Origin of the sequence: Roseovarius sp. THAF8, assembly GCF_009363735.1 — a bacterium.
GTDB lineage: Bacteria > Pseudomonadota > Alphaproteobacteria > Rhodobacterales > Rhodobacteraceae > Roseovarius.
Window position 1 is genome coordinate 2,576,475 of the sequence record NZ_CP045410.1, and the last position, 17,394, is coordinate 2,593,868.

A 17,394-nucleotide genomic window follows, 5' to 3' on the forward strand; every position below is an offset into this window, starting at 1 on the left:
GTCAGCCGCCCAGTTCGGCCCGCGCCACGGCGACCCAGAAGGCCGCGCCGTGCGCGAGGGCCGCGTCATTGAAGTCGTAATCCGCCGAATGCAGGGGGCGGGCGTGCGGCCCTTCGGTGCCGTTGCCCATCAGCACAAAGCAGCCCGGGCGCGTGGCGGCCATCTCGGCGAAATCCTCGGAAAAGAGTTTCGGCGGGCAGGCGTTGTCCATCGGTGCGCCGATGGACTGCGCCGCGGCGGTGGCGGCGGCGACAGGCTCGGGCGCGTTGATCGTGGGGCGGAAGATCGTGTCGTAGCTAACAGTGCCCGTGACGTCATGGGCGGCGCAGATACCATCGACGATGCGGCGCATTGCGGTCTCGATCCGGGCGTTGACCTCGGGCGTGAGCGCCCGGGCGTCGCCGGTGAGGGTGGCGCGGCCGGGCAGGACGTTGCGCTTGCCGTCTGTTTCGAACCCGGTGACCGAGACGACGCCGTTCTGCGCCGGGTCGAGTTTGCGCGAGACGATGGTTTGCAGGGCGCCGACGATTTCGGCGCCGATGGTGATCGCATCGGCGCCCATGTGAGGCAGGGCGGCGTGGCCGCCGCGTGCCTCGATGGTGATCTCGAAAAGCGCCTCGCTTGCCGTGATGGGACCTGTGCGCGTGGCGAAGCGGCCCACGGGCATACCAGGAATGTTGTGCATACCGTAGACGGTCTCGACGTCGAAGCGATCAAAGATGCCGTCGGCGATCATGGCGGCGGCGCCCTGGCCGTGCTCCTCGTTCGGCTGGAAGAGGAAGACGATGCGGCCCGAGAGGTCATCGGCTTCGGCCAGCGCCTTTGCCGCGCCGAGGGCCATTGTGGTGTGGCCGTCATGGCCGCAGGCGTGCATCTGGCCGGGAACCTCCGAGTGATGGGTAAAGCCGTTCTGCTCGGTGATGGGCAGCGCGTCCATGTCGGCGCGGATGGCGATGGTGCGGCTGCCGTTGCCCTTTTGCAGGATGCCGACGACGCCGGACCGGCCGATGCCGGTGTGGACCTCCAGCCCGAAGCCGCGCAGCAGGTCGGCGACGCGGGCGCTGGTGCGGGGCAGGTCGAAGCCCAGTTCCGGCATCCGGTGAAAGGCGTGGCGCCAATCGGTCATCCGCGCGGGGAGGTCGGGCGGGAGGGTCATGACCCCGGCAGCACGAGAATGGCGCGGAAGTCGTTGACGTTGGTCAGCGTCGGGCCGGTCACGACCTGATCGCCGATGCGCCCGAAGAAGCCATGGGCGTCGTTGATGGCGAGCGCGTCGGCGGCGTCGGGGGCTTTCGTGAGTGTGTCGGGAGCGATCACGGCGCCCGCGACCTCTGCCGCGCCGTCGACGCCGTCGGTGTCGCAGGCCAGCGCGTGGATGCCGGGTGCGCCGTTAAGCGCGAGCGCGAGGGCGAGGCAGTATTCGGCGTTGGGCCCGCCGATGCCGTTGCCGCGCCGGGTCACGGTGAGTTCGCCGCCCGACAGGAGGAGGACGGGTTTGTCGCCCTGTACCTTGCGTGCGAGGGCGGCGTGGTCGGCGGCAACGTCGCGGGCCTCGCCTTCGACGGCGTCGCCGAGGATTTGCACCTCGATCCCCTCGGCCTTTGCGATTTCGGCGGCGGCGGCCAGCGATTGCGAGGGGGCGGCGTAGATCAAGTTTTCCACGGTCGAGAGGCGCGGGTCGTCGGGAGGCAGGGGGTTGCCGCCCGCGTTCAGGTAGTCGGTGATTGAGGGCGAGGGCGTGACGTTCCAGCGGGCCAGCGTTTCCAGCGCGCGGGCCGGGGTGCCGGTGTCGCCGACGGTGGGGCCGCTGGCGATGTCGCTGGGGTTGTCGCCGGGCACGTCGGAGATCAGAAGCGCGACCATCTTGGCCGGGTACGCGGCGGCGGCGAGCTTGCCGCCCTTGACCGCCGAGATCTGCTTGCGGATGCCGTTGATGGCGCCGATGGGCGCGCCGGAGGCCAGCAGCGCGTCGGTGAGTGCCTGTTTTTCGGTGAGAGTGATCCCCTCGGCGGGCGCACAGAGGAGAGCGGAGCCGCCGCCGGAGATCAGCGCCAGAACGGTGTCGCCTTCGCCGCAGCTGTCCAGCAGGGCGAGCATCCGGCGGGTGGCGTCGACGCCGGCCTGATCCGGGACCGGATGCGCGGCCTCGACGATCTCGATGCCTTCGCAGGGGCGGGCATAGCCGTACCGGGTGATCACCAGCCCCTCGCAGGGGCCATAGGCGGCCTCGACCGCCTCGGCCATGCGGGCGCTGGCCTTGCCTGCGCCGATCACCACCAGCCGGCCCTCGGGACGGGGCGGCAGGTGGGCGGCTAGGCTTTGCATCGGGTCGGCCACTTCCACGGCGCGATCAAAGAGGCGGCGCAGGAAGCTGTCGGGGTCTTGCATGAGGCGCTCCGGGTCTTGTTGTTGACGCAGCGTAGCGCGGTGTGCGGCGCGTGCAAGCACAGCCTGCCCAGCTTGACAAAACCGGGGTCAGAGGCGACAGACGCGGGCATGTGGATGACCTTTCTCCAGGTGGGCCTTGGCGGCGCCATAGGCTCGATGCTGCGCTTCGGCGTGGGGCAGGCGGTGGCGCGTCACGTCGCTGGCGGGTTCCCGTTGGGGGTGCTGCCGGTGAACATCCTGGGGTCGTTCGTGATGGGGATGGTGGTGATCTATACGTTCGAAAAGGACCTGACGCAGTTGAACCCCTTTTTGATGGCGGGGGTACTTGGCGGATTCACGACCTTCTCGGCCTTTTCGCTGGAGGCGTTCACCTTGTACGAGCGCGGCGCGGTCGGCACGGCGGCGCTTTACGTGGTCGCCTCCGTCGCCTTGTCGGTGCTCGGGCTGGCACTGGGCGTCTGGCTGGCGCGGGGGATCTGGGCATGAGCGGCGTGCAGACATTGACGGTCGAGCCCGGCGAGGGCGACCAGCGGCTGGACCGCTGGCTGCGGCGGCGGTTTCCGCACGTGGCGCAGGGCCGGATCGAGAAGATGTGCCGCAAGGGCGAGCTGCGCGTCGATGGCGGTCGGGTCAAGGCAAACACGCGGCTGGAAGAGGGTCAGCAGGTGCGCGTGCCGCCCCTGCCGGAGCCGGGCGAGGTGGAAAGCGCGCCTGTCGAGAAACAAAAGACGAAGATTTCGGACGCCGACGCGAAAATGATCCAGGACGCGGTGATCTACAAAGACGATCACATCATCGCGCTGAACAAGCCGCCGGGCCTGCCGGTGCAGGGAGGCAGCAAGCTCACGCGCCATGTTGACGGGCTGGCCGATGCTTTGCGTTTCGGTTTGGACGATGCGCCGCGGCTGGTGCACCGGCTGGACAAGGACACGTCCGGCGTTCTGATCCTGGCGCGGACACGGGCGATGGCGGCGGCGATGACGCAGGCGATCCGGCACCGCGAGACGCGCAAGATCTACTGGGCCGTGGTGGCCGGTGTGCCGACGCCCTATCTGGGCGAAATCAAATACGGGCTGGTCAAGGCCGGGGGGCATGGCGCGCGCGGCGAGGGCGAAAAGATGGTCTGCATCCATCCCGGAGAGGTGGACCGCACCCAGGGCGCCAAGCGGGCGATCACGCAATATGCCACGCTCTACCGGGTCGCCAGCCGGGCCGCGTGGGTGGCGATGGAGCCCATTACCGGGCGGACGCACCAGTTGCGCGCGCATATGGCCGAAATAGGGCACCCGATTGTGGGCGACGGCAAGTATGGCGGGTCCAGCCAGGAGAACCTGGGTGATGGCTGGGGGGCGAAGCTGGGCGGGATCATCTCGAACAAGCTGCACCTGCACGCGCGAACCATGGCGTTCGAGCATCCGGTGACGAAAAAGCCCGTGGTGATCGACGCCGAGTTGCCCGAGCACATGGCCAACACGTTCGAGACGCTGGGCTGGACGCCCGACCTGGCCGCTGACGACCCGTTCGAGGCGCTGCGATGAGCGCGCTGCGGCTGGTGATCTTCGACGTGGATGGCACGCTGGTCGACAGCCAGGCGGATATCGTCGCGGCGATGAGCCATGCCTTTGCGCGGGCCGAGCGGGACGCACCGACGCGCGAGGCGATCCTTTCGATTGTCGGGCTGTCGCTGGACCGGGCCATCGCGGTGCTGGCACCGGACGTGGATGCCGGAACGCAAGGCCGCATGGTGGAATGGTACAAGGAAGCCTACATTGCCTTGCGGGCCGAGATCGGGGCAGCGCAATCCTCACCGCTCTATCCCGGGGCGCGGGAGGTTCTGGAGGCGCTCAACGCGCAGCCCGAGACATTGCTGGGCGTGGCGACGGGCAAGTCGCGGCGGGGGCTGGACAAGCTGCTGGAGGGGCATGGGCTGGAAGGCATGTTCATCACCCAGCAGGTCAGCGACCATCATCCGTCGAAACCGCACCCGTCGATGATTCGCGCGGCCCTTTCCGAGACCGGGCTGGAGCCGCATCAAGCGGTGATGATCGGCGACACGAGTTTCGACATGGAGATGGCCGCCGCCGCTGGCGTTGCGGGCATCGGCGTCGGCTGGGGGTATCACCCGCGCGCGGCGCTGGGCGCGGCGCGGCACGTGATCGACAGCTTCGACGCCCTGCCGCCCCTGTTGCAGCAGATATGGGAGACGGCGGCATGAGCGAGTGGAAGGCCAAGCGGTTCTGGAAAGAGGCCGCGGTGGTCGAAGACGAAGGCGGCTATGGCATCCGGCTGGACGGGCGGGCGGTCAGGACGCCGGCCAAGGCCGCGATGATCGTGCCGACGCGCGCGCTGGCCGAAGCGGTCGCTGCCGAATGGGACGCGCAGGAGGATCTGATCCAACCCGGCACGATGCCGGTCACACGCTCGGCCAACGCGGCCATCGACAAGGTACGGCATCAGCATGCCGAGGTGGCTGACATGCTGGCGGGATACGCCGATACGGACCTGCTGTGCTATCGCGCGGACAGCCCCGACAGCCTTGTCCGGCGGCAGGCGGAGGCGTGGGATCCGCTGCTGGACTGGGCGGAGGCGCGCTATGGGGCGCGGCTGGTCCCGGTGGCGGGCGTGATGCACCGCCCGCAGGAGGCTGGCGCACTGGCACAATTTTCAGCAGAAGTGCACGCGATGGACAATTTCACCCTCACGGCGTTTCACGATCTTGTGGGGTTGTCGGGGTCGCTGGTCATCGGCCTTGCGGCGCTGGAGGAGGCGCGCCCCGCCGAAGATCTGTGGGAGCTGTCGCGCCTCGACGAGCGCTGGCAGGAAGAACAATGGGGCATAGACGACGAGGCGCGCGCCGTGGAGGCGGTGAAACGGGCCGAATTCCTTCATGCCAAGAGGTTCAGCGCCCTGAGCGCGGCGCCGAAGTAGAGAGAAAAACATCGGTTTCCCAAACGGAAGCATTGGCCTGAAACCATCGTTTTTCGTGACACGGGTCTTGACGTTCAGGAATGAATCCACTCACACTTATGCACACTGACGTGGGGGGAACCCCTTTCACAGTATCGCTCCGGTCCGCTTGGGCCGACCAAACCGCCCTCGATCGGGCGGATACATCAGGAAGAGGTAAACATGAAAAAATCCGTATTTCTAGGCGCGCTGACGGTGGCCGGCCTTACGGCTGGCGCAGCTGCGGCCGCGACGCTTGACGATGTCAAGGCTCGCGGCACGCTGAACTGCGGCGTGACCACCGGCCTGGTCGGCTTTGCCGCCCCGGATTCCAACGGGAACTGGGATGGCTTCGACGTCGGCGTTTGCCGTGCTGTCGCCGCCGCCGTGCTGGGGGATCCGCAAGCGGTCGAATTCGTGCCCACCACCGGCAAGACGCGCTTTACCGCGCTGGCCTCGGGCGAGATCGACATGCTGGCCCGGAACACGACCTGGACCTTCTCGCGCGATGTCGACCTGAAGTTCGAATTCGTCGGCGTGAACTACTACGACGGTCAGGGCTTCATGGTTCCCAAGGAGCTGGGCGTGTCCTCGGCCAAGGATCTGGACGGCGCGACCGTCTGCATCCAGACCGGCACCACGACCGAGCTGAACCTGGCGGACTATTTCCGCAAGAACAGCATGAACTACGAGCCGGTTCCGATCGAAACCAACGCCGAAGCGCAGCAGCAATACCTGGCTGGCGCATGTGACGTCTACACCACCGACGCCTCGGGCCTGGCCGCGACGCGCGCCGCGTTCGAAGATCCGTCGGCGCACGTGCTGCTGCCCGAGATCGTCTCGAAAGAGCCGCTGGGCCCGCTGGTCCGTCACGGTGACAACGAGTGGGGTGACGTGGTTCGCTGGACCCTGAACGCGCTGATCGCGGCCGAAGAACTGGGCGTCACCAGCGCCAACATCGCCGACATGGCATCGACCGCCGGCGACAGCCCGGAGATCAACCGTCTGCTCGGCACCGAGGGCAACCTTGGCGAGATGCTGGGCCTCGAGGCCGACTGGGCCGTGAAGGCTATCTCGGCCGGCGGCAACTACGGCGAGCTCTTCGAGAAGAACATCGGTGAGACCACGCCGATCGGTCTGGCGCGCGGCCTGAACGCGCAGTGGACCGATGGTGGCCTGCTGTACTCGCCGCCGTTCCGCTAAGATACCAAGTCGAAGGGCGCGGATCACTCCGCGCCCTTCGCACATAATAACCAGGGACAGGCCCAACCGCGCAAAAGCGCACACAATAATCCGGGCCGCCAACGGGGACACTTCAGATGACAATAATGACCGACCCTCAACAGGAGTCGTTTCGACCATCTATGCTGTTGAACGATACGCGCTATCGTTCCTACACCTTCCAGTTCATCGCCCTGATGGTGCTGATCGGGATCATCGCTTACCTGGGCTACAACCTTGTGCTCAACCTGCGGGCTGCGGGTCTGAACATCAGTTACGAATTCCTGGGCGAGCCGGCGGGGTACGACATCAACCAGACGCTGGTCGAGTACACCAGCCGCAGTTCGCACCTTACGGCGGCCATCGTCGGCATTCTGAACACGCTCTTGGTGGCGTTCCTGGCCTGTGCCACGGCGACGATCTTCGGCGTGATCGCGGGCGTGTTGCGGCTGTCGAACAACTGGCTGATCCGCAAGCTGATGTCGGGCTATGTCGAGGCGTTCCGGAACGTGCCGGTGCTGATCTGGATCATCATCATCTTCACGATCATGACCGCCGTCCTGCCCGCGCCGAGCGCGTTTCGCGGAGATGACCCGGACGCGTCGATGATCCTGGGATCGGTCGCCTTCACCAACCGCGGCGTCTATGTGCCGATGCCGGTCTGGGGGCCGGGGTCGATGGTGGTCGTGGTAACGTTCATCCTGTCGGTCATCGGGGTCTTCGCCTATCGCCGCTATGCCAAGAAGCTGCTTTATGCCACGGGCAAGCTGTTGCCGATGGGCTGGCCGTCGCTGGCGATCCTGTTCGTGCCGTCGATCCTGGTGTTCTTCATCATGGGGCAGCCGATCACTCTGGATTTCCCGGAACTGGGCGGCTTCAACTTTCGCGGCGGCCTGCAGATCGGGGCACCGTTGATCGCGCTGTGGTTCGCGCTGTCGATCTATACCGGCGCCTTCATCGCGGAGAACGTCCGCGCGGGTATCCTGGCCGTCAGCAAGGGCCAGACAGAAGCGGCGGCAAGCCTGGGCCTGCGTCCGCGCCGGATCATGAATCTGGTGATTCTGCCGCAGGCGCTGCGGGTGATCATCCCGCCGCTGATTTCGCAGTATCTGAACATCACCAAGAACTCTTCGCTGGCGATTGCGGTGGGCTATGCCGACATCACCGCCACGCTGGGGGGCATCACGCTGAACCAGACGGGCCGCGCCATCGAATGCGTGCTCTTGCTGATGCTGTTCTACCTGCTGATCAGCCTCGGGATCTCTGCGGTGATGAACATTTACAACAACGCGGTGCGGTTGAAGGAGCGCTGAGATGTCTGATACACATGCAGAATCCGTCGCTTATGTCCGCGACTCCATGCTGCCGGAATCGCCGCCCCCGGCGGCGGAAACCGGTGTCACCAAGTGGATGAAGCAGAACCTGTTCGCGACGATCCCCAACTCGGTGCTGACCGTGGCGGCGATCGTCGTGATCTATTTCCTGCTGGCCGCGACGCTGCCCTGGATCCTGAACGGGATCTGGAACGCGACGTCGATCCGGGAATGCCGCGAAATCCTGGACGGTGCGACCGGGGGCTGTTTCGCGGTGCTGAGCGACCGCTGGAACCAGCTTTTGTTCGGGTTCAAGTATCCCAGCACGGAATACTGGCGCCCGGCGCTGGCCTTCCTGCTGCTGTTCGTGGCGGCGGCGCCGGTGATGTTCTTCAAGTACCTGCCGCGGCAGATGCTGCTGTTCACCGGCGTTTACCCCTTCCTGGCATTCTGGCTGATCTGGGGCGGGTCCATCGTGCCGCCGCTGTTGCTGCTGCTTGGGTTCGTCGCGGCCTATGTCGCGTTCAAGGCGCTGGAAAAGCGGGGCTTCGGCGTCGCGGTGCTGGGGGGCCTCGGGGTGCTTGTCGTCGCGATCCTCCTGGCGGGCAGCATCGGCAAGATCGAGGTGCTGCGGCTGGAGCAGGTGCCGTCGCGCGACATGGGGGGCTTCATGCTCAACATGATCCTCGGCACGGTCTGCGTTTCGCTGTCGATCCCGATCGGCATCGCGCTGGCGCTGGGGCGGCAATCGGACATGCCGATCATCAAGTGGATTTGCGTCGTTTTCATCGAGTTCATCCGGGGCGTGCCGCTGATCACGCTTCTGTTCGTGGCGAACGTGGTGCTGGCCTATTTCCTGCCGCCGGGCACGACATTCGACCTGATCATCCGCGTGATCATCATGATCACCGCCTTCGCGTCGGCCTATATCGCCGAGGTGATTCGCGGGGGTCTGGCGGCGCTGCCGCGCGGGCAGTACGAGGCGGGCGACAGCCTTGGGCTGGACTATGCCCAGGCGATGCGGCTGATCATCCTGCCGCAGGCGCTGAAGATCTCGATCCCGGGCATCGTCAACGTGGCGGTGGGCCTGTTCAAGGACACCACGCTGGTCTCGGTCATCTCGATGTTCGACCTTGTCGGCATGATCCGGGGTCCGATCCTGGCCTCGACCGACTGGAACGGGGTCTACTGGGAGCTGTTCGGGTTTGCCGCGCTTCTGTTCTTCGTCGTCTGTTATGGCGTGTCTCAATATTCGCAGTGGCTTGAGCGCGAGCTCAACACTGATCACAGGTAAGGGAAGGGTTATCCATGGCGGAAACCGCTCAAATGCAGGTCTCGGACGAAATCGCGATCCGGATCGAGAACATGAACAAGTGGTACGGCACGTTCCACGTGCTGCGCGACATCGACCTGTCGGTGCACCGGGGCGAGCGCATCGTCATCGCGGGGCCGTCCGGGTCGGGCAAGTCGACGCTGATCCGGTGCATCAACGCGCTGGAAGAGCACCAGAAAGGCCGGATCGAGGTGGACGGGACGGTGCTGTCCTCGGACATCAAGAACATCGACAAGATCCGGTCCGAGGTCGGGATGGTGTTCCAGCACTTCAACCTGTTCCCGCACCTGACGATCCTGGAGAACTGCACGCTGGCGCCGATCTGGGTACGCAAGATCCCCAAGCGTCAGGCCGAGGAAACGGCGATGCATTTCCTTGAAAAGGTGAAGATCCCCGAACAGGCGGACAAGTATCCCGGGCAACTGTCGGGCGGTCAGCAGCAGCGGGTCGCCATCGCGCGGTCGCTGTGCATGAAGCCACGGATCATGCTGTTCGACGAACCCACGTCTGCGCTTGACCCCGAGATGATCAAGGAAGTGCTCGACACGATGGTGAGCCTTGCCGAGGAAGGCATGACGATGCTGTGCGTAACCCATGAGATGGGCTTTGCCCGGCAGGTGGCGAACCGGGTGATCTTCATGGACCAGGGCCAGATCGTGGAACAGAACGAACCCGAAGAGTTCTTCAACAACCCGAAAAGCGACCGGACGAAGCTGTTCCTCAGCCAGATCCTGGGGCACTGATCGGGGGCCTTCGGGGCCCTACACCCAAACGCGCCGCCGGGCCTGCAGCACCTGCACCCGGCGGCGTATTTCGTTTTGCACGGGGCCATGGCGGGGCGTGTCGCGGAGCGTTTCGACGAGGTGATCGGGCCGGTCGCCGCGCTGGCGGGTCCAACTGAGCGCCGCGAGGACCGACCGCGCCCGTTCCGGCAGGCGGTCGGGTATTTCGAAACCATTGAGCGTAGCCCAGACGCCGGACCAGAGCCGGCCCACGGTCCACGGGTTGTATCCGCCCCCGCCAAGGACCAGCAGGCGAGGTGCCATCTGTTTCATGGCCGTGATGACTTGCCAGTGCGCATTGTTGGACAGGGCCAGACGGGCGAGAGGATCTTCAAGTACGGCGTCCGCCCCGCATTGCAGCACGATGACCTCCGGGCGCCAGTCCTGAACGGCGGGCAGGAGGATCTCGTCGCGCAGCAAGGCGAAATCGTCGTCATGGGTGCCGCGCGGCAGGGGCAGGTTGATGGCGTGGCTGCCCGCGCGGTCGTCGAGCGCGCCGGTGAAGGGCCAGCGGGCCTCTTCGTGGGTCGAGATCATCAGCACGCGCGGATCGCCTTGAAAGGCGGCGGCGACGCCGTCGCAGTGATGCGCGTCGATATCGACATAGGCGATGCGGGTGAGCCCCTGTGCGAGGAAGGCCTTGATGGCCAGAACCGGGTCGTTGAGGTAGCAAAAGCCGGCGGCGTGGTCGGCCATGCCGTGATGCGTGCCGCCGCCCGGGTTGTAGACGATGCCGCCCTGCGCCAGCAGGTCCGCCGCCAGAAGCGACCCGCCTGCGGCGGTGGCCGGGCGGCGATAGATCTCGGGGAAGATCGGGTTGGAGAGGGTTCCGATCTGGTGGCGGGTCCGGGTGGCCTCGTCGATAGTGCGGAGCGCCTCGGCCTGTTGCAGGGCTGTGATATAGGCGGGCGTGTGAAACCGGGTCAGCGCGGCAGGTTTGGCCCGAGGGCTGACGCGGAACTGCGTGCGGGGCAGCCAGCCCATCGCGCGGCAGAGGTCCATCACCGTGGGCACGCGCGGGATGCTGAGCGGGTGGCGCGCGCCGTAACTGGAGCCACGATAGATCTCGGACCCGATGAAGACCGGATGCAACGCGGCGTCGGTCACTCGATGAGGTCGCGCGGCGTCACGAAGGCCTCGAACCTGCCGGTGCCCGGTTGGAGCGCGTTCCAGTCGTCGATATCGAACCGCGCCACGAGGGTCGCGCCCGTGGGGTAGTCCTCGAACCGGGGATGGTCGGGCTGTGCCAACATCAGGTCGCGGGCAAACCAGGCGATGCCGGGGTTGTGGCCCAGCATCAGGACGGTCTGGCCGGTGGCACGGGTTCTGAGCGTCTTGAGCATGTCGCCGGAACCGGCGTGATAAAGCTGATCCAGCACCTGGCGGTCGCAATCGATCCCGAGCCTTTGCAGGGTTTCGACCGTGCGCGCCGAGGAGGACACCAGCGCCTCGTCCACGACGATGGTCTGGCTGCGCAACCAGTCGCCAAGGGCATCGGCCGAGAGCTTGCCGCGCTTGTTCAGCGGGCGGTCATGGTCGTCGAGGCCGGGGTCGCCCCAGCTTGATTTGGCGTGACGCATCAGGACGAGACGTCTCATTTGAAGGCCCTCATGTGAAAGGCGGACTGGTCTTCCAGCCGCCCATAGGATTGGCTGACCGGGCAGGCTCGGCGCACGGCGCATCCTTTTGACATACAATCATTTTCGGGTCTGTCCAGATCTGCCTTGCAGGCGGCGATGTCGTAGGAGCCGCTGGCAAAGGCATCGACGGGACAGGCGGTCAGGCAAGGCCGGGCGACACAGCTGTCGCAAGGGTTGGGCGGAGGCGCGGGTGTTGCGAGCCTGTCGGCAAAGCCGAGCGCCCCGCGATACGAGACCATCAGGCCAGCTGTATCGTGCACCAACAGGCCCACCGGAGAGGAATGCGCCCGCCCGCTGGCCTTTGCCCAGGCGATGAACGGCTGGAACGGCGGGCCGCCGAAAGGAAAGAACGCGGTCGCCCGTAGCGCGTGTGCAAGGTCGCCGATCACGCGGGACGACCAGCGGTCCATCGGGTCCGGCGCCCTGTCGGCATATTCCGGCGATGCGGTGAAGGCGGGCCAGAAGCCGGGCTCGCGCGGGCCGAGCAGCACGAGGGTGCCGATGCCCTCGGGTGTCTCTGGCCCGGTGACGGTACCGAAGACATCCAGGTGGTGCGGGGCGGCGGCCCGTGCGATGGTGTCGAGCGTCATCATTCGCGGAAGAACGGCAGGCCCAGCGACCAGCCAAGGCGCGTGGGGCGGTCATCCTGCCACTGAAGACCGATGGTCATGTCGTGGTGCCCCTTGGCCGGCTGCGCGATGTAGGTACCGAACATACGATCCCAGATCGACAGGGCGAAGCCGTAATTGCTGTCGTGTTCGCTGCGCTGGTCGGAATGGTGCACGCGGTGCATGTCGGGCGTCACCAGCACCTTGCGCAGGGCGGCGTCCAGCCCCAGCGGCAGCTTGATATTGGCGTGGTTGAACATGGCGGTGCCGTTGAGGATGATCTCGAACAGGATGATACCGAGCGCGGGCGGGCCGAGCAGGTAGACGAGCCCGATCTTGAGCAGCATCGAGAGCGCGATTTCGACGGGGTGAAAGCGGATCGCGGTGGTCACGTCGATATCGCGGTCGGCGTGGTGGACCCGGTGAATGCGCCAAAGAAGCGGCACCTTGTGGGTCACCAGATGTTGCGCCCAGATGGCAAGGTCGAAGATCAGCACGGTCAGCACCACGGCGATCCAGCCGGGGATGTCGATGGCGTTCATCAGGCCCCAGCCATTGGCCTCGGCATCCACGGCGGCGCCGACGGCCAGCAGCGGCAGGGCGAGCGCAAGGGCGCGCAGGGTCAGCGTGTCGAGGATGACGATGGCCCAGTTGGTGATCCAGCGCGTGTTGCGGGGCTGGGTGCGCACGCGTCGCGGCGCCCGGGCCTCGATCAGGGCCAGGACCGCGAAAAGCCCGATGAAGACGGACAGGCGGATCAGCAACTCGTTTTCCATGCGGTATATTTATTGCATCCGCATGTGTCCGCAAAGAGACGAAGGGTCACAACGCGGTGACGCGGTGTGCGGGCCTTACCCTGCCCGGATCAGCGAGCCGGAGCCGTGTTCGGTGTAAAGCTCTAGCAGCACGGCGTTATCCAGCCGCCCGTCGAGGATGACCACGCCGCGCACCCCGTAGGAGAGCGCGTCGAGCGCGGTTTCCGTCTTTGGGATCATGCCACCCGAGATGACCCCCTGGTCGGTCAGGGACTTGATCTGCGAGGCGGTGAGTTCGGTCAGGATATTGCCCTCGCCATCGCGCACGCCGTCCACATCCGTCAGCAAGAGCAGGCGGTCGGCCCGAAGTGCAGAGGCGATGGCCCCGGCGGCGGTGTCGCCGTTGATGTTGAAGGTCTCGCCATGGTGGCCCGCGCCGAGCGGGGCGATCACGGGAATGGCATCGTCGTGAAAGAGCGTGTGCAGGATCGACGGGTCGACCTTGTCGGGCGTGCCGACAAAACCGAGCTTGGGGTCGGTGGGCACGCAGGTGATGAGGCCCGCATCCTTGCCCGAAAGACCCACCGCCTTGCCGCCCTGGGCGTTGATCGCCTGCACGATGCGCTTGTTGACGCGGCCCGAGAGGACCATCTCGACCACTTCCATCGTGGCCTCGTCGGTGACGCGCTTGCCATTCACGAAATCGGACTTGATGTTCAGCTTTTCCAGCATCTGGTTGATCATCGGCCCGCCGCCATGGACGATCACCGGGTTCACGCCGACCTGCCGCATCAGCACCACGTCGCGGGCGAAGGTGGCCATCGCCACGTCGCTGCCCATGGCGTGGCCGCCCAGCTTGATCACGACGATGGCGTCGTCGTAGCGCTGAAGATAGGGCAGGGCCTCGCTGAGGGTGCGGGCGGTGGTGAGGTTGTCGCGGGTCATGTCTCGGGTCTTCATCGGCGGGATCCTTGTTCGGAGGCGTTATCACCGGACGGGCGCTGACGCGCAAGACTTTAGGTGGCCCCCACCCTGGCCCTCCCCTCGGGGGAGGGAAGCGGGAGTGCGGGCCGACCGCGCCTGAAGAGCGGTGTCGCCTGTTGCGGCGGTTGTGCCGTGAGTATTTCCGGCAAGAAAAAGCCGGGAGCGGTCCCGGATTATTCCAGCGTGGCGATGATGGCGCGCAGGGTGGCGATGCCGTCGCCCTTTTCCGAGGAGGTCAGGACGATCTCGGGGAATGCGGCGGCGTGGGTGGCAAGGCGGGTGCGCACCTGTGCCAGCATCTTGTCGCGTTCGGCGGGTTTGACCTTGTCGGCCTTGGTCAGCACGCATTGGAAGGTCACGGCGGAGCTGTCGAGCAGGGCCATGATCTCTTCGTCCACCGGCTTGATCCCGTGGCGGGCGTCGATCAGCACGAAGGCGCGGCGCAGGGTGGCGCGGCCCGAGAGGTACTGTTTCAGCAGCGCCTGCCATTTCTCGACCTTGGCCAGGGGGGCGTTGGCGTAGCCGTAGCCGGGCAGGTCGACGAGATAGCTCTGCCCGCCGAGGTCGAAATAGTTGATTTCCTGCGTGCGGCCGGGCGTGTTGGAGGCGCGGGCCAGCGCCTTGCGACCCGTCAGCGCATTGATCAGGCTGGATTTCCCGACATTGGATCGCCCGGCAAAACAGACCTCGGGGCGGTCGGCGGGGGGCAGGCCGGACATGGCCACGACGCCCTTGACGAAGGTGACCTCGCCGGCAAAGAGCTTGCGGCCCTGCTCGACGGAGGCCTCGCTGGCGGGCTCGGCCAGGGGGAACGGCAGCGCCATCAGACGGGCTCCACCCTGTCGCCGACACGGATGTCGCCCGAGCGCGTGACGGTCGCGTAGATGCCGAAATCCTGGTGCCCGAAGCGGGTGTTCAGCGTGCCGAGCGTGTCGGCGTCACGGTCGCCGGTCTGCGGGTTGGCGGTGGTGGCAAGGCAGCGCTTGATCGGTTCCCGTACACTCAGTTCGGCCTCGCCGATGCGCAGGGTCTGGCCGACCCAATCGAACTCCGCCCATGCGTCCAGCCCGGACAGGTGGATATTGCCGCGCCAGCGCAGGGGGGAGATGCCCTGGTGCATCGCGTCGGTCATGGCGTCGTTGGAGCCGAGGTTGATGAGGCTGATCGAGGGGTAGTCGGTGTCGGTCATGCCGCGCCCGGGCACGCGCACGAGCCGCGCCGACTGGGCGCGGTCGGCGGGCATGAGCGGGCGCACCCAGTCGAGAAAGGCGTCCTGGTCCTGTTCGGGATCGAAGGTCAGGTCGGGCCGGTCCGGATGGGTAAGCGTAACGCTGCCCGACTGCGCGTCCACGCGCGCCGAGATGGCCATGAGCGTGCCGGTCTTCGCCCCGCGCGAGAAGTTCGCGCAAGGCGCCCATTCGGTGCCGTCGGCCTTGGACATTTCGTGGGCGACCGCCCAGCGGCGGTCCCACGGCATGGTCCGGCCTTCGGTCAGGGTGACGGTGTCCAGCGCTTCGCGGCCGTGCCCCTTGATCGGGTGACGCCAGAGCGCTGCAACCGTCGCGATCATTTCTTTCCGTCCTCGGATTTCTTCTCGGGCGGGGCCTTTTTCTTGAAGCTGGACTTGATGTTGCCGAAGACGTCCGGCTTGTAGCCTTGGCTGCGCATGATCAGGTATTGCTGGCTGAAGGTGATCACGTTGTTGGCGATCCAGTAGACCACGAGGCCCGACGCGAAGCTGCCCAGCATGAACATGAAGACCCACGGCATCCAGGCAAAGATCATCTGTTGCGTCGGGTCGGTGGGGGCCGGGTTCAGTTTCTGTTGCAGCCACATGGACACGCCGAGGCAGAGCGGCAGGATGCCGATGAAGATCAGCGCCAGGATCGAGCCCGGTTCGGGCGCGGCCCAGGGCAGCAGACCCCAGAGATTGTAGAGCGACGACGGGTCGGGCGCCGAGAGGTCGCGAATCCACCCGATCCAGGGCGCGTGGCGCAGCTCGAGCGTGACGAAGATCACCTTGTAGAGCGAGAAGAAGATCGGGATCTGCATCAGGATGGGCAAACAGCCCGAGGCCGGGTTGACCTTTTCCTTGCGATAAAGCTCCATCATCTCCTTCTGGAGCTTCTGGCGGTCGTCGCCGGCGTTTTCCTTGATCTTCTCCATCTGCGGCTGAAGTTCCTTCATCTTCGCCATGGAGACATAGGACTTGTAGGCCAGGGGCAGCAGGATCGCCTTGATGATCAGGGTCAGCGCGATGATCGCCCAGCCCATGTTGCCGATCAGTTGGTTGAGGTTGTGCAGCAGCCAGAAGATCGGCTTCGTCAGGAAGAAGAACCAGCCCCAGTCGATCGAGTCGAGGAACTTGGTCACGCCTTCCTCGTTCTGGTAGTTGCGGATGGTTTCCCATTCCTTGGCACCGGCGAAAAGGCGCGTCTGGATGGTCACTTCCTGTCCCGGCGCGACGGTTTCGGTGCGCTGCTTGATATTGGTCTGGTAGATGTTGCGATTGGTGTCCTGGAAGGTCGAGAAGGTCGATCCTTCGGCCTGGCCGGGGATCAGTGCGGTCATCCAGTAGTGGTCGGTGAAACCGGACCAGCCGGCCTCTTGCAGGGCGATGTTCTCGTGCGCGCCGGCGGGTTCGAAATCATCGTAGTCGATCTCGCGCAGCTCGCCGTCGGTCAGGCTGATGCCGCCTTCGTGCAAAATGAAGAAGTTCTTGAGGTCCGGCGGCAGGCCGTGGCGGGCGAGGATGCCGTAGGGGGCGACCGAGGCGGCGCTGTCGCCGGTGTTTTGCACGGATTGCGCGACGTTGAACATCGAGCGGTCATCGACGGACATTTCGCGGCGGAACGTCAGGCCGGCGCCGTTGTCCCAGGTCAGCACCAGCGGGTTTCCGGGTGTCAGCGGACCATCGGATTCGACGTCCCAGACGGTGTTGGCGCCGGGAACCTGATCCGGGGTCAGGCCGCTGCCGGGCGCCCAGCCGAAGAGCGCGTAATAGGCCCGGTTGGTGCCGGCGGGCGACAAAAGCGTGACGATGGGCGCGTCCGGCTCGAGCGTCTCGCGATATTTCTTGAGTTGCAGGTCGTCGATGCGACCGCCGCGCAGCGAGATCGTGCCTTGCAGCGTGGGCGTGTCGATTTCGACGCGCGGCGTGTCGTCGGGCTCTGCTTCGGCCTGTTGCGCCTCGGGGGTCGCGGCGGTGTCGCCGGCCGTGCTGGGGACGGTGGCCGTATCGCCCGCAGGCTCTGACGGGGCGGTGCCGGTCTCGGTCGTGGAGGTGCTGGTGGTGGTTGCCTCGGGGGCCTCTTCCGGTTCCGGCGGTGGGAACACAAGGAACCAGACAAGGATTACCAACAGGCTGAGGCCCGTCGCCAGCAGAAGATTGCGGTTCTGTTCGTCCATCGTCGATGGCCACCCG

General features: G+C 65.9%; 18 protein-coding genes. 8 read left to right on the forward strand and 10 right to left on the reverse strand.

All coding sequences use genetic code 11. From position 1 onward, the window contains the following. Position 1 precedes the first annotated feature (1 nt). A complete protein-coding gene (locus FIU85_RS12575) occupies positions 2 to 1,126 on the reverse strand; it encodes an amidohydrolase (protein WP_254702895.1) in 1,125 nt (374 codons plus the stop codon). Between the two features lie 26 nt (positions 1,127 to 1,152). Beyond that, the gene (locus FIU85_RS12580) at positions 1,153 to 2,388 is read right to left on the reverse strand and encodes a glycerate kinase (protein ID WP_152497128.1); all 1,236 of its coding nucleotides are present in this window, start codon (positions 2,386 to 2,388) and stop codon (positions 1,153 to 1,155) included. A gap of 108 nt (positions 2,389 to 2,496) precedes the next feature. Here FIU85_RS12580 and crcB point away from each other — a divergent pair, with 108 nt between their 5' ends. From crcB to FIU85_RS12620, 8 genes are all read left to right on the forward strand, one after another. Further along, positions 2,497 to 2,874: a fluoride efflux transporter CrcB gene (gene crcB / locus FIU85_RS12585; protein WP_152494077.1), complete on the forward strand. Its 378-nt coding sequence runs from the start codon at positions 2,497 to 2,499 to the stop codon at positions 2,872 to 2,874. Next, positions 2,871 to 3,926 carry an RluA family pseudouridine synthase gene (locus FIU85_RS12590; protein ID WP_152497129.1) on the forward strand — a complete coding sequence of 352 codons (1,056 nt, stop codon included), beginning with the start codon at positions 2,871 to 2,873 and terminating at the stop codon, positions 3,924 to 3,926. Before crcB ends, FIU85_RS12590 begins: the two co-directional genes overlap by 4 nt. Then, positions 3,923 to 4,603, forward strand: coding sequence for an HAD-IA family hydrolase (locus FIU85_RS12595; protein WP_152497130.1), 681 nt, complete (start codon positions 3,923 to 3,925; stop codon positions 4,601 to 4,603). The genes FIU85_RS12590 and FIU85_RS12595 overlap by 4 nt, the downstream gene beginning before the upstream one ends. After that, the gene (locus FIU85_RS12600) at positions 4,600 to 5,316 is read left to right on the forward strand and encodes an ATP12 family chaperone protein (RefSeq protein ID WP_152497131.1); all 717 of its coding nucleotides are present in this window, start codon (positions 4,600 to 4,602) and stop codon (positions 5,314 to 5,316) included. The genes FIU85_RS12595 and FIU85_RS12600 overlap by 4 nt, the downstream gene beginning before the upstream one ends. 201 nt (positions 5,317 to 5,517) lie before the next feature. Further along, positions 5,518 to 6,537 (forward strand): amino acid ABC transporter substrate-binding protein, encoded by a 1,020-nt coding sequence (locus FIU85_RS12605; protein ID WP_152494073.1) that lies wholly within the window; start codon positions 5,518 to 5,520, stop codon positions 6,535 to 6,537. 116 nt (positions 6,538 to 6,653) lie between these two features. Then, on the forward strand, positions 6,654 to 7,868 hold the full coding sequence (locus FIU85_RS12610) for an amino acid ABC transporter permease (RefSeq protein WP_152494072.1): 1,215 nt from the start codon (positions 6,654 to 6,656) through the stop codon (positions 7,866 to 7,868). Between the two features lies 1 nt (position 7,869). Further along, positions 7,870 to 9,162 carry an amino acid ABC transporter permease gene (locus FIU85_RS12615; protein ID WP_152497132.1) on the forward strand — a complete coding sequence of 431 codons (1,293 nt, stop codon included), beginning with the start codon at positions 7,870 to 7,872 and terminating at the stop codon, positions 9,160 to 9,162. 14 nt (positions 9,163 to 9,176) lie between these two features. Next, positions 9,177 to 9,944 carry an amino acid ABC transporter ATP-binding protein gene (locus FIU85_RS12620; protein ID WP_103763501.1) on the forward strand — a complete coding sequence of 256 codons (768 nt, stop codon included), beginning with the start codon at positions 9,177 to 9,179 and terminating at the stop codon, positions 9,942 to 9,944. Between the two features lie 18 nt (positions 9,945 to 9,962). Here FIU85_RS12620 and FIU85_RS12625 read toward each other — a convergent pair whose 3' ends face one another. The 8 genes from FIU85_RS12625 to yidC form a co-directional block, all read right to left on the reverse strand. Beyond that, complete coding sequence (locus FIU85_RS12625) at positions 9,963 to 11,090, reverse strand: acetoin utilization protein AcuC (protein WP_254702896.1); 1,128 nt, start codon at positions 11,088 to 11,090, stop codon at positions 9,963 to 9,965. Continuing rightward, positions 11,087 to 11,581 carry a histidine phosphatase family protein gene (locus FIU85_RS12630; RefSeq protein ID WP_152497133.1) on the reverse strand — a complete coding sequence of 165 codons (495 nt, stop codon included), beginning with the start codon at positions 11,579 to 11,581 and terminating at the stop codon, positions 11,087 to 11,089. The genes FIU85_RS12625 and FIU85_RS12630 overlap by 4 nt, the downstream gene beginning before the upstream one ends. Then, positions 11,578 to 12,216: a ferredoxin gene (locus tag FIU85_RS12635; protein ID WP_172978880.1), complete on the reverse strand. Its 639-nt coding sequence runs from the start codon at positions 12,214 to 12,216 to the stop codon at positions 11,578 to 11,580. Before FIU85_RS12635 ends, FIU85_RS12630 begins: the two co-directional genes overlap by 4 nt. Then, positions 12,213 to 13,007 carry a sterol desaturase family protein gene (locus FIU85_RS12640; RefSeq protein WP_152497134.1) on the reverse strand — a complete coding sequence of 265 codons (795 nt, stop codon included), beginning with the start codon at positions 13,005 to 13,007 and terminating at the stop codon, positions 12,213 to 12,215. The genes FIU85_RS12635 and FIU85_RS12640 overlap by 4 nt, the downstream gene beginning before the upstream one ends. A gap of 75 nt (positions 13,008 to 13,082) precedes the next feature. Further along, positions 13,083 to 13,946, reverse strand: a complete 864-nt coding sequence (gene argB, locus FIU85_RS12645) for an acetylglutamate kinase (protein WP_152497135.1) — start codon at positions 13,944 to 13,946, stop codon at positions 13,083 to 13,085. Between the two features lie 197 nt (positions 13,947 to 14,143). Beyond that, complete coding sequence (gene yihA / locus FIU85_RS12650; protein WP_152497136.1) at positions 14,144 to 14,794, reverse strand: ribosome biogenesis GTP-binding protein YihA/YsxC; 651 nt, start codon at positions 14,792 to 14,794, stop codon at positions 14,144 to 14,146. Beyond that, positions 14,794 to 15,540, reverse strand: coding sequence for an MOSC domain-containing protein (locus FIU85_RS12655; protein WP_172978881.1), 747 nt, complete (start codon positions 15,538 to 15,540; stop codon positions 14,794 to 14,796). Before FIU85_RS12655 ends, yihA begins: the two co-directional genes overlap by 1 nt. Next, on the reverse strand, positions 15,537 to 17,378 hold the full coding sequence (yidC, locus tag FIU85_RS12660) for a membrane protein insertase YidC (RefSeq protein WP_152498249.1): 1,842 nt from the start codon (positions 17,376 to 17,378) through the stop codon (positions 15,537 to 15,539). The genes FIU85_RS12655 and yidC overlap by 4 nt, the downstream gene beginning before the upstream one ends. Positions 17,379 to 17,394 lie beyond the last annotated feature (16 nt).

Coding starts and splice junctions, on each gene's coding strand:
- FIU85_RS12640 (WP_152497134.1), bottom strand. CDS start 13,007: ATGGAAAACGAGTTGCTGATCCGCCTGTCCGTCTTCATCGGGCTTTTC.
- yidC (WP_152498249.1), bottom strand. CDS start 17,378: ATGGACGAACAGAACCGCAATCTTCTGCTGGCGACGGGCCTCAGCCTG.
- FIU85_RS12610 (WP_152494072.1), top strand. CDS start 6,654: ATGACAATAATGACCGACCCTCAACAGGAGTCGTTTCGACCATCTATG.
- FIU85_RS12600 (WP_152497131.1), top strand. CDS start 4,600: ATGAGCGAGTGGAAGGCCAAGCGGTTCTGGAAAGAGGCCGCGGTGGTC.
- FIU85_RS12635 (WP_172978880.1), bottom strand. CDS start 12,216: ATGATGACGCTCGACACCATCGCACGGGCCGCCGCCCCGCACCACCTG.
- crcB (WP_152494077.1), top strand. CDS start 2,497: ATGTGGATGACCTTTCTCCAGGTGGGCCTTGGCGGCGCCATAGGCTCG.
- FIU85_RS12590 (WP_152497129.1), top strand. CDS start 2,871: ATGAGCGGCGTGCAGACATTGACGGTCGAGCCCGGCGAGGGCGACCAG.
- FIU85_RS12630 (WP_152497133.1), bottom strand. CDS start 11,581: ATGAGACGTCTCGTCCTGATGCGTCACGCCAAATCAAGCTGGGGCGAC.
- FIU85_RS12620 (WP_103763501.1), top strand. CDS start 9,177: ATGGCGGAAACCGCTCAAATGCAGGTCTCGGACGAAATCGCGATCCGG.
- argB (WP_152497135.1), bottom strand. CDS start 13,946: ATGAAGACCCGAGACATGACCCGCGACAACCTCACCACCGCCCGCACC.
- FIU85_RS12580 (WP_152497128.1), bottom strand. CDS start 2,388: ATGCAAGACCCCGACAGCTTCCTGCGCCGCCTCTTTGATCGCGCCGTG.
- yihA (WP_152497136.1), bottom strand. CDS start 14,794: ATGGCGCTGCCGTTCCCCCTGGCCGAGCCCGCCAGCGAGGCCTCCGTC.
- FIU85_RS12605 (WP_152494073.1), top strand. CDS start 5,518: ATGAAAAAATCCGTATTTCTAGGCGCGCTGACGGTGGCCGGCCTTACG.
- FIU85_RS12575 (WP_254702895.1), bottom strand. CDS start 1,126: ATGACCGATTGGCGCCACGCCTTTCACCGGATGCCGGAACTGGGCTTC.
- FIU85_RS12655 (WP_172978881.1), bottom strand. CDS start 15,540: ATGATCGCGACGGTTGCAGCGCTCTGGCGTCACCCGATCAAGGGGCAC.
- FIU85_RS12595 (WP_152497130.1), top strand. CDS start 3,923: ATGAGCGCGCTGCGGCTGGTGATCTTCGACGTGGATGGCACGCTGGTC.
- FIU85_RS12615 (WP_152497132.1), top strand. CDS start 7,870: ATGTCTGATACACATGCAGAATCCGTCGCTTATGTCCGCGACTCCATG.